Origin of the sequence: Bacteroides stercorirosoris, from assembly GCF_900142015.1 — a bacterium.
GTDB classification, from domain to species: domain Bacteria; phylum Bacteroidota; class Bacteroidia; order Bacteroidales; family Bacteroidaceae; genus Bacteroides; species Bacteroides stercorirosoris.
This window is the reverse complement of sequence record NZ_FQZN01000008.1, coordinates 121,260-132,878: the sequence shown is the minus strand read 5'-3', so window position 1 is coordinate 132,878 and position 11,619 is coordinate 121,260. Positions and strand designations below refer to the sequence as shown.

7 protein-coding genes are annotated in these 11,619 nt (G+C 45.0%); all 7 read right to left on the bottom strand.

Annotated features, from left to right (window positions below; all coding sequences use genetic code 11):
• Positions 1–36: 36 nt before the first annotated feature.
• From BUC01_RS07900 to hepC, 7 genes are read right to left on the bottom strand one after another with little or no spacing between them, the layout of a single operon-like run.
• Positions 37–1,440, bottom strand: a complete 1,404-nt coding sequence (locus tag BUC01_RS07900) for a sulfatase family protein (protein WP_175560871.1) — start codon at positions 1,438–1,440, stop codon at positions 37–39.
• A 40-nt stretch (positions 1,441–1,480) separates the two neighbouring features.
• Positions 1,481–4,087, bottom strand: coding sequence for a DUF4962 domain-containing protein (locus tag BUC01_RS07895; protein WP_073313268.1), 2,607 nt, complete (start codon positions 4,085–4,087; stop codon positions 1,481–1,483).
• 9 nt (positions 4,088–4,096) lie between these two features.
• Entirely contained in the window at positions 4,097–5,380 is a 1,284-nt protein-coding gene (locus BUC01_RS07890) for a sugar MFS transporter (protein WP_073313265.1), read from the bottom strand.
• Positions 5,381–5,394: 14 nt separating this feature from the next.
• Positions 5,395–6,324, bottom strand: a complete 930-nt coding sequence (locus BUC01_RS07885) for an ROK family protein (protein WP_025832244.1) — start codon at positions 6,322–6,324, stop codon at positions 5,395–5,397.
• A gap of 26 nt (positions 6,325–6,350) precedes the next feature.
• Positions 6,351–7,979, bottom strand: a complete 1,629-nt coding sequence (locus tag BUC01_RS07880) for a Tat pathway signal sequence (protein WP_073313262.1) — start codon at positions 7,977–7,979, stop codon at positions 6,351–6,353.
• Positions 7,980–7,993: 14 nt separating this feature from the next.
• A complete protein-coding gene (locus tag BUC01_RS07875; protein WP_073313303.1) occupies positions 7,994–9,598 on the bottom strand; it encodes a sulfatase family protein in 1,605 nt (534 codons plus the stop codon).
• A gap of 13 nt (positions 9,599–9,611) precedes the next feature.
• The gene (hepC, locus tag BUC01_RS07870; RefSeq protein ID WP_025832243.1) at positions 9,612–11,609 is read right to left on the bottom strand and encodes a heparin-sulfate lyase HepC; all 1,998 of its coding nucleotides are present in this window, start codon (positions 11,607–11,609) and stop codon (positions 9,612–9,614) included.
• Positions 11,610–11,619: the final 10 nt, after the last annotated feature.

The following is an 11,619-nucleotide window of genomic DNA, read 5'->3' as shown; positions in this document are numbered from 1 at the left end:
AAAACTTCCCCCATATTATATGCCGGGATTTGTCATCTATTTATAGGCTGTCTGATACCGGGTTGTGCTTACGAGCTTTTTACCGGGAACATCATGCAGTTTGGGGCGGCTTGGACGTATGTTATAGGTACTCATCCATTTCTCAAGGACGTCGCGCAGTTTTTGCAGTTCTTGGTTATATGCATTTTCCATTATCAGGTTTCTCATTTCTCCTCTGTCATTTTGCATATCAAACAGTTGTTCGCGATATCTTCCTTTATCGTAGAGCACATATTTATAGCGTTCGTTACGTACTACCCAGCCTCTTGTTTTGCTACCGTCAAACCGTGTTTCGGTGATGATATATTCTTGATGCAAAGCTTGCGGATTTCCTTCCTCTGCAATTTTCCGGAAAGACTTTCCAGCTGCTCCCTTCGGTAACTTGGCACCTGCCCAATCACACACAGAAGCAAAGAAGTCTACACCGTTACTGATAAGCTGAGGCAATACTTTGCCCGCATTCTTCTTGCCGGGCAGTGTCACGATAAGAGGAATATTGATAATCTCTTCATATAAAGCAGATTTCTGATTCCAATGATGGGCTCCTATACCATCTCCGTGGTCGCTGGAGAAGATTACCACTGTATTTTCCCAAAGGTTATTTTGGTCGATGGCATCAATAATCTTTCCGATTTCCCTATCTACTTTTTCTACCAGGCGATAATAAGTATAACGGTACATACGCCAGTCTTCGGGGGTAAAACCGGCGGTTGGATATACATTGTAGTTATTGGCTCTTTCACTTTCAATGACATCGGCATCGTACGGGTTTTTGGCAAAATTGGCAGGTAATCCCGGACAATCCCGTATATCGGGTATGTCGATGTTTCCATAAGGGAAGTTCTGGCTGCGTGCATATTCGCAGATGTTATGCGGGTTGTCATAGGAAGCTACCAGGAAAAACGGCTTTTTATGTTTACGTGAGAGATATTCGACACAAGCTTCTGCCAGTCCGTCGTCACTATGTTTATATATGTTGTCGAAGCCATATTCTTTGTCGGGGACATCGAGTAGGGGAAGATGCCATTTACCGCCGTAGGCACAATCATAGCCGGCATTCTTTATTAAAGTGCCCAATGTTTGTGTCTTAAGAGAGTCGGGCATCGGCGAACCATTGACGGACAGCCCTACTGCGTCCGGATAGTGCCCAGTGAACATGGCTCCACGTGAAGGACCACTGAGTGGAGCCGTGCAATAAGCGTTATTGAACAGTATACCGGCCGCTGCCAGACGGTCGAGATTGGGAGTGTGCAGGTCCGGATTCCCGGCACAACTCATGGCGCTGGCCGTTTGTTGGTCGGTGAAGATATAGATGATATTAGGGCGTTCGGCGGCAGAGGCCATAGAAGAGCATAGCAAGGAAAAACATGCCAGATGCTTCATTGAAATTTCTTTTACCATATTATTAGTTTTAATAATTCTACCTTGTTTTAAAGTGATATTATATTTCAAGTTCCGGTAAGGAATCAACCAGTCTTTTCTCTATTTTCTTTCCGTCTACCCGATCAATAATAGTTGTAGCGCCTTTGTTCGAGTCATAGTTGAAGTCCAGCGAAACACCGTTCTGTTTATTCTCTATATGCAGGAACGCGTTACCTTCGCCTTCCAGATTACATTCGATAATCCATCCTTCTACTGTTATGCGGTTCCCTTCATGATTAACCACAGCATCGGTACGGTTGTTTCCATGTACATCAATCACATTGAGAAAACATACTTTGCTGCAAGGAGCTGTCGTTGCTGTGAAATGATAATGATTGGGGAGAGTTTTGCCAAGTCGCTTTTTCCAATCGACAGCAGCCACGAAAAAGGTATCTGTTTGTGCATAAGTCATTTTCTGTGAAGAGAACAAATGGGCTATAGATACTCCATCTGCCTTGTTCTTCCCTAAAATGCACAATCCGCCTTTATTCTCAACGACTTCCATAGGCAGTTCTACTGTGTGTAGCAGATAATTCCATTCTACCGGTTCTTTGCCGGCCAATTCATCGTAAACGACAAATAAGCCCGAACGTCCCAGCTGAACGATATGTCTTCGGAAGAAATCCACTTTATTCTCGTCCCAGCCATTTTTCGGTGTATACTGAGTACCGGACAAACGTCCACGTTCCAGCCACAACGGAGAAACTACTTTTCCATAAGCATTGGAAGCATCGCCCACAACGTAGGAGATTTCTTCACCTTCATAATAACGCGGAATCCATCCATAACCTTCCGTCCCTATCTTTTGTCCCATATCGTTTACCAATATGGAGTTATGGGCGCGGGTATTCCGATAGGCATACATACAATGGTCATCTGTAAATCCGGTGCGATGTCCGCTGCTATAGAAGATTGCTTTCCCGCCAAAGAAAGTATTGAAGGCATTCTGATTGGCTAAAGCATGGGAAGTGGCGCCATAGGGGCTGCTACGGAAAGAGAGCATGGCATTGTTGGTGTGATGTCCTATGTCAGTGTTCATCAAGGCAGTGCCCGTCTGGCTGAAAACTTTGGATTGAGGCAGTTCCGACAGATGGCTGCTATAAGCAGGTCTTTCCTTTTTTGTTGTACAACGATACCAGGTCAAATCCGCTGGTTTGGCTTCGAATGCTTTCGACAGAATGTCAGGGTCTTCCTGCATAATTTCGTGTACATAAGCTGCCGCCCACGGATTGTTACATTCGCGTGCCAGTGCATCGGCATATCCTACACGGCCTCCGTTCGGAGTACGCTGCCCCTCATGAGAGTTGCCGTGTCCTCCGGATTTGGAGAAGGGAGGCTGCTGGTAAATAACATACAAAGCATTGTTGTCATACCACGGATCGGCAAAGAAGTTGAAGCCGGATATACGTGAGAAAAAGGCCGGTACCTCTATCAGTGTGCGTATATTTACATGGAAATAAGAGTCTCCATTATGCCAGGCGCCATCTTTATTCAGTCCCGGAAGACGGGAAATCCATTCATTATAGCAATAATCCGCCCATATGGATGCTTCCGGAATTTCACCGACTGTGGCGAAGGCTGCCATTGTCAGAATGCGGAAAGTCATTTGCCATACATGATTGTCTGCAATACGGTTCTCCAGATGATTAACGTATTCATTATAGAATTTATTCCCGATATTCCGGATGTTATCCAGTAGTAACTGTTTTTCTGACGGAGACAATAGGTTGTAGAATCCGTCATACGCCGATGTACTCATAGACAATAAGGTGGACAAATTGAAGTCACCTGCAAAGTATTTGCTTGTTTGCCAGGAAAGGATTTCACTCAACCGGTTGATACCTTCCCGATAATACTTCTCGTCTTTCGTCAGCAGATAGGCGCGTACCAATGCTTCCACATTGGCTTCTTCTCTGTCCACAATCTTACGGCTCTCGCGGATAAGGGCTGATTCACGCTGTACGACATTGGTTAATGTAACTACATTTGTTGTATCTATCTCTTCCTGAAGATGCTTCAACGGATGAGAAATGCACCGGGATGCTTTGTTCATATAGGCCTGAACTTCCGGATTATTTTTATTCTTCGTTATAATCTCCTCCCAGTCATCCGCATCCAATAATACGCGCGGGTGGTGGGGAGGGTATTTTGCCAGGACTTTTTCTAATGCGGGTGGATTAAATTCCGGTGTGTCTTTACCTATATGGAATTGATAAACCGGTGACCATTCTTCAGTACCTTCGGGAGTGACGTAAGCATGTTGCCAATACCATTTTCCCTCAGCCAGGCACTGGAAAGGATTAAAAAAGGCCCAGGCGCGTTCTCCGGTCAGAACTTCCTTTTGAAAGTTCTTGTCCTGGGAGATACGAATCCGATAGACTACCTTTGGCTTTTCATCCACTTGTCCCGGAACCCCATCCAATACCGGACCTAAATGCGGAAACTTGTCCGGCCACATAAAGCGCGGCGGATTCACCTTAACGCAGGCGCCATTCGCAGGAGAGGGAGTTGCACGAACTTCATGCATCAATGTTTCTTCGGAAACTTTAATTACGGCGGATTGCTCGGAACTGCCGCATGCCATCAACAGGCAAAAGGCAGGTAAACCTAATAATATCTTTCTCATTTCAGGATTTTATTTTTGTTTTTTGAAACTCACCAGTTCTTTCAGACTGACTGTCTTATTGTTGATTAGTGGATGTGCCCAAAAGCCGATAAACGTAATGTATCCCATGAAAACCAGAATAAGGAGCATTCCCGTGCGTAATGAAGTGGCATCGGATACCAGGCTGACAAGCAACGGACCGCCTGCACCTCCCACTATTCCGGAACAAAGAATGCCGGCAAAAGAACCGTGATTCTGGGTTACCGTGTTCAGGGCCAATGAGAATACGATGGAGTACATCATGGAAATGCAGAAACCGATTGCCGGAAATGCCCATACCGCAACTTTGGCAGAACCGAACAATGCAATCAACAGTAAACTCATGGAAAGTAATCCCGATATTTGCAGCAGGCGTTTACTGTCTATCAACTTCAACAAGAACATACCAAACAGGCAGCCGACAGTCATCGAACCCCAGAAATAACTGATACTTTGTGCACCGACAGTCTTTGGGTCAATACCATGATACTGTTCCAGGAAAGTGCTCATAAAAATAGAAACACCCTGTTCCGTACTGACATAACAGAAGATGCCCAAAAAGAAAAGCCATACGTATTTTTGACGGAACAATTTCTTATAGGAAGAAGAGGAACCGCTGCGTTCATCATCTTTCAGTTCAATGCGCGGAAAATGAACGAATGACACAACGAGCAACATGACCAGCAGCAGTACTGTAAATACCCAATACAAGGAAACCCAGGGGAGAGTGACCGGAGTAACTTTTGCCAGGATATCCAGTAAGAAGTTCTGCCCCGGCTGATAAACTCCCGGTGCCAATGCATGTATCAGCCAAGTGTAAACTAGAGGACTGATAAAAGAGGCTACTCCAAATACAAATTGTGCCAATTCTGCTATAAATGCGTAATTTTCCTCTCCGCCGACAACACGTTGCAGGGGATTGATAACAGTCTGCAACATGGCCATGCCTAAACCAATGATAAAGGAAGACAGAAGCAGCATCAGATAAAAAGGAAAACATGCAAACAGGATGGTACCGATGAATGGCATTAGGAAACCGGTAAACAACACCGGCTTTTCTCCATATTTATCTATTAATATGCCTGCCGGTATCGACATGATGGCATAAGCCAGGAAAAAAGAGGTCGGAATAAACCCTGCCATTGCCAGATCCTTCAGTTCAAAGTTATGGATAATGTCAGGAATTAGCGGCCCGAGAATATTCGTAATGAATGAAATGGTAAACCAGAACATCATGATTAATGCCAGCATACCCCATTTCTTGTTATTTTTCATGATATATCGTTCGTTTATAGAATTAATGATGCCGCTCCGATAAGTCCGGCCTTATTGCCCAGTGATGCGGCTACTATTTCTGTATTTAAAGCGCAATCAGCTATTACATGTTCTCGGACCACCTTTCTTATTTCCTCTAAATAGAAAGTACCGGATTCTGCAACACCTCCTCCTATTACGATCCGTTGGGGGCTGAATGTATTGACAAATCCGGCGATTCCTCTCCCCAGATAGTAGAAGTGTTCGTTCATGCATTCAACAGCCGTCGGGAAATCTTCATGATACAGGCGGACAATTAACTCTCCGTTTATTTCTGTATCAAAACTCAGGTTCCGCTCTTTTGCCAACGCGTTGAAACGTCTTACCAAAGCGGAAGTCGAGGCATAATGTTCCAGGCAGCCAACTGCTCCGCAAGCACAACGTTCTCCGTTGGCTATCAACGGCACATGTCCCAGCTCCGTACCCCGGTTGGCATAACCGTTGAATAATTTGCCATCAATGATGACAGCTCCACCGATACCGGTTCCTACAGTCAGAAACACCACGTGGGTACAACCTCTTCCAGCGCCATATTTCGTTTCTCCCAACCCCATCAGGTTAGCGTCATTCCCAACGACTACCGGTAGTTTCATTTGTTCCTCTAAAAGAGAAGCCACATCTATGTTTTCCCAACCGATAATATTTTCCGCACCTCCCAATACGATACGGTTCGTTTCATCTACAATCCCGGGTGTACCAAGTCCGATGCCCAGTATGATCCGGTCTTGTTTGGCAGCTTCATCTTTTAACAACGTGGCGGCTTTTATCAACTGTCCGGTTACTTTTGCAGCTGAAACAGAAGCAAAAGAGGGTAATTTTCCCTCGAAGAAAGAATTACCCGCTTTATCTACCAAAGCATATTTTATAGATGTGCCACCTAAGTCAATGCCAATCGCATATTCCATAATTTACTGTATCAAATAAGGAAATATTATGTTCTTTCTACCCATATAGGAGAGCTCCATGCCCATTGCTGGTCACGCTGGCGGACTCTGACATAGTAATAGTCCGTATCTCTTTCGGGTTGGGCATCTTCCATATAATGTTCAACCGTAAAGCAACTTTCCGGCATTGCACGGTTGAAGAGAATAGCCTCACTGAGCCATCCTATCATGAAATGTGAACGGGAACCTTCCAGAAGTTCGCCTAACGAATGTTCAAATTTCTTGCCATTGAATTCGGCTGTAATCATGCCGTCTTTAGGCATAGTCACATCCAGAATGACAGCTTGCATGGCAGGAGTGGTTGTGTTGGGGTTCTTGGAACTGTACATATCCAACTCTGTATCCTTGTCCGTAACCGACACAATACGGTTGACTTTTGTCTCAAACTCAGGTTCCCCCGGTTGCGGAGAGGTGAAGGCAGCGCCACGGAAGCAAGGTTCCACAGCGTTGATAGTCCCTCTATTGATGGACAGCTTACCTTGCCAATGTACATACTGCTCTTCACGATTCCACCCAAAATCAATCTTTACCTTACAACGTACCATATCTCCTTCCGGCATCTCGGGCAACAACGGGCCGCTTAAACGGGCAATGCACTTTCTGTTCTTGACGATGTCAATATAATCAATGCAACTGCCTCCCTCCACATTCAGATAAATACGGCGGCTGTTTCCCCGTACCACGTCGCCCGGGAAAGCGTCATTCAAACGAAAATCTATATTGATTTTATCACCGGTAGCACAGCAGACGTGACGGTTCTTCATGGCATCCCAGATTTTATCACGAGTCAATGACTCTGCAAGGATACCTATGCGACCGTCACCGTAGCTGCCCGGATAGCCTGCATGTTGGTCGGTAGAACCCATAATGCCGAATTTCTTACCTTGTTCCAATCCGCATTGGATGGTACCTTCCCATTGGCGAGGGCCCATGTCATGCAGATAATTATAATCTCCCTGATCGCTTTCTGCCAATCCATGACGGGAATACATCTCTACAAATGGAGTCTGGTCTCCTTCCGTAAAGAAGTCCCAGTTATATCCGCGGTAGCCTTTCTGATATCCCATATGATGCGGAGTAATAAATACCTTATGTCCGCGGGCTTTCTGTTTCCAGTCTTCAATAGAGGTACATTCCACCAGTGGTGCGTCCAGGTCATAATTCAAAGCTACATGATCGCCATGTTCCATACTGTGCGCCTCATAACCTACAAAAGTCAGAAATTCTCCTTCCTTGTTATATTCATTGGTCATGGCGACATATTTCTCATAACCTCCCTCGCGCAAGCGCTTGAAAGCACCGGTATGATAGTCAATCACCCACTTCAGACGGGGATCATCCGCTCCGGGAATATCAGGCCACATGGCATGAGGAGTGACGGATACAAAATCCAGTTGTCCTTTGGCTGCCTCAAATGCAGAACGCATGTCGCCATGACCGTAGGTTATGTTACAATGATTATGCAAGTCTCCCCAGAAATACTTCAGATTACTGGCAGAGGGCATGACTTTCTTTCCTGCGGCGGTTCCCTGCTGACATGCAGATAATAAACTGCCGGAAGCTGCCAATCCGATAAGGGACCAGCCTGTATGCTTTAAAAAATTTCTTCTATCCATGGTATTAATTTAGATTATCTATTTTTCATCAACCGTCTGTCGCCTTTGAACAGTTCGTTCACTTTTTCATCAGGGTCATTATCCTTATACTGTTGCTGAGTTTCTTTCAGCAGTGACATCAGTTCCGCCCGTTTGCCGGCATACTCCGGTTTGTCAAACACATTGGTCAGTTCATTCGGGTCGTTCTTTAAGTCGTACATCTCCCATTCGTCCACATCGTTATAGAAGTGGATCAGTTTAAAATCAGCGGTACGAATACCATAATGCCTTTTAACCGAATGTTCTGCCGGATACTCATAATAGTGGTAATAGGCAGCCTTTCTCCAGTCAGCCGGAGTTTTCCCCTCATTGTCCAAAATTGGTTTGAGAGACTGTCCCTGAATATCTGCCGGTATATCTACTCCGGCAAAATCTAACAGGGTAGGGGCGAAATCCACATTCATGGCAATGGCACTCGATACACTGCCCGCCTTGATTGCCTTCGGATAACGGATAACCAGTGGCATACGCTGACATTCTTCATACATGAAGCGTTTGTCAAACCAGCCATGTTCGCCCAGGAAAAAGCCTTGATCCGAAGTATAGATAATGATTGTATTGTCCAACTCACCATTTTTCTCCAGATAGCTGAGCAATCTTCCAATATTCTCGTCCACGGCTACAATGGTTGCCAGATAATCGCGCATATATTGCTGGTACTTCCAACTGATCAGTTCTTTTCCTTTTAAGTTACCGCTACGGTATTCTGAAATACGTTGAGTATATGCTGAATCCCACTTATCCTGTACATCAGCCGGCATACGTTTGTAGACCTGATAGAGACGGTTCGTAGTATCTTTCAGCATTTCTTCACGGGTCAGCAGTTTCAGATCCCAGTCATTGGTCAATGTATGCTCAATGGACATATCCTGCTCCCTGGCAGCAGAGCCTCTGCCTTCGTATGTATCGAAAAGTGTGGCAGGTTCGGGGAACACGGTATTATTGAACATCCCCAGATGGCGGGGGGCAGGCATCCAGTTACGATGTGGGGCCTTCTGGTGATACATCATGCAGAAAGGTTTGCTTTTATCTCTATGTTCCAGATATTCGATAGCCTTGTCTGTGATAATGTCAGTTGCATAGCCCTGCTCTATAATCTGCTTTCCGTTCTCGTTGAAATCGGGATTATAATAGTCCCCTTGTTCATGTTGTCCGGTCAGGATGCACCAATAGTCAAATCCCTGAGGTTCGGTAATCAGATGCCATTTACCGACAATTGAAGTCTGGTAACCGGCAGCCTGCAGCAATTTGGGAAAGGTCTGTTGATTGCCGTCGAAAGTGCTGGCATTGTCTGTGAATCCATTGATGTGGCTGAATTTGCCCGTCAAGATACAAGCTCTTGACGGACCGGATAAAGCATTGACCGCATAACAATTGTCCATACGAACACCTTCACTGGCAATCCGATCCATGTTGGGAGTCTGAAGGAGCCGTCCACCGTAACATGACATGGCTTGCGTAGTATGGTCATCCGTCATCATAAAGATAATATTCGGACGTTTCACTTCCTCTTTGCCGGAACTGCAAGCGGACATTCCGATGGCAGTCAGAGGCAGAAATAAGTATGATAAGCGATTCATTATAAAAGTCTTCTTATAGTTTATATTCCAATTGACGTTTCTTTCCGTCAACAGATATCTCTATTCTCACCCCATTCTCATCAAATGATTTGTTCAGGAACTTAGCCTTGAATACAGGGAAGGAAGCTGCGTTTTTCGACGGATAAATAATGGTTATGTAGCGTATGGCTTCCGAATCCTTTTTGTCTATATCAAAAGAAACGGCAGTACGGGGTACACGTACACGATAGGCAGTCGAACGCCAACCTTCTTTTTCTTTCATTGAAACTTTCTTCTCGGCAAAGCATTGCAGTTTCATGTTGCTTGGTCCGTCATAGGCTGTGGTCAGACTATTATTCTTTCCGTCTACATTTACAGTACCTTCGCACAGGTGATAGTTCAGATTCACTGTTCCTTTTGCACTTCCTATAGCTTCATCTACAATTACAAAATAAGACTGGTCTACAAAGAAGACAGAACGCCTGTGTTTCAAACCATCATAGTGCGGATTCTCAGTCACCAGGATTTGCTCATTACCTTCGGGTTTCCAGAGTTTAGTAACGGACTGGGTGGTTTGCAGGTTTTTCTCATCCAATGTCAATGTATTATGAGAACTTGTCCGGCGGAACCAATTGCGAAGTTTCATTACCTCATCATCACCGGCATAGACGTAGGAGCCGCTATCCGGGAAGAGATTCCGGCCATTAAACCAAAGTTCAAAAGTACCGTTGTCCGGCTGGCAGTGCCATTCTCCTTTAGGACCAGCCTTTACAACCATTACGGTAGCATCCTGCTTCCAGCCGTTTCTGAAAGTAAAGAAACCGGAAGTCAGAGCACCGTGAGAAAGGTTGGGCAAGGGAGTGCCTTCACGACCTTCTGTGGCATAATAACGAATCCATTCACAATCCGGAAATAGCTTGAGCCAATCCTGGTAATTACGGATTTCTGCCGGACGGTCTCCCAACTTGGCATCACTGAAGCAGGGATTGCTGTAATCAGGGAAACAGATATTGGCATAAAATTCAATCATACTCTTGACTGTATTCACGTATTCGGCGGGAAACTCCTGACGGAAACCATTGACATCAGCCATGCGCAGGGCTTTGCAAAAGATATTGATTGCTGCCAGATGATAGTGTGGATCCAGCTCATATTGACCACCATCCGGATAAACCTGTTTTTTTATTTCACGGTTCAAAATGCTTATCCCGCTCTTTCTCCATCCGGCTGCTTCCTTAAACTCGGGGAAAAATGTACCTGCATATACCATACGTTGAGCTTCAAACAACAAGTGGTTACCCTGATCCGAGTAATTACCAAGAATGTGCAGTGCATGCCGATGATAGTTAATCAGGAATTCAGTCAGGAATTCCGGGGTGAAAGCCTTTGAGGGAACGAATAATAGAAATTGCAGAGTCTGATCCTGTAAACGGTTACTCACCTCCAGAGGACGCCATGCAAAGCGTACATTTTCAGCATTCCCTTTTACTTCACCTGCGCTGACAAGTTCGTATTCTTCCTTTTCGACTGTTGTCAGAGGATTCTTTTTAATCCAATCCATATACTGATATGCCCATTCTTTGGCATATTTTTCATCTCCTGAGATTCTGTATGCCTTGCCCATTGGAGTGAACCATTTGTGACGGTGCAACTGCCAGCGCAACTCATTGTCCTGTACCGGCCAATATTGCCAGTTGATATCTTTGCCGTAATTATAGGAAGGCTGATATCCCTTGTGTACAAAAAATGTATGATCCAAGGCATCATCCGCCCATTTTTGTTCTTCCTTGGAGATTTTTATATTTTTCATATCGATATCGGGATGTCCTATACCAGTACGTTGGCGATAATAGTCCAATAAAGCTTTGGCAGCTTCGTCCCATTGTTGTTGGTCACATGCAGCTTTCACTTTTTCCAAACCCGGATAATCCAGATTCAGTAAGTCAAAAGCTTCCTTCCGCAACTGCTGTGCTTCCGCACATAGGGCAACCAGCAGAAAAGTAAAACTAAGGATATACTTTGTTATTTTCATGGTGTTTTAA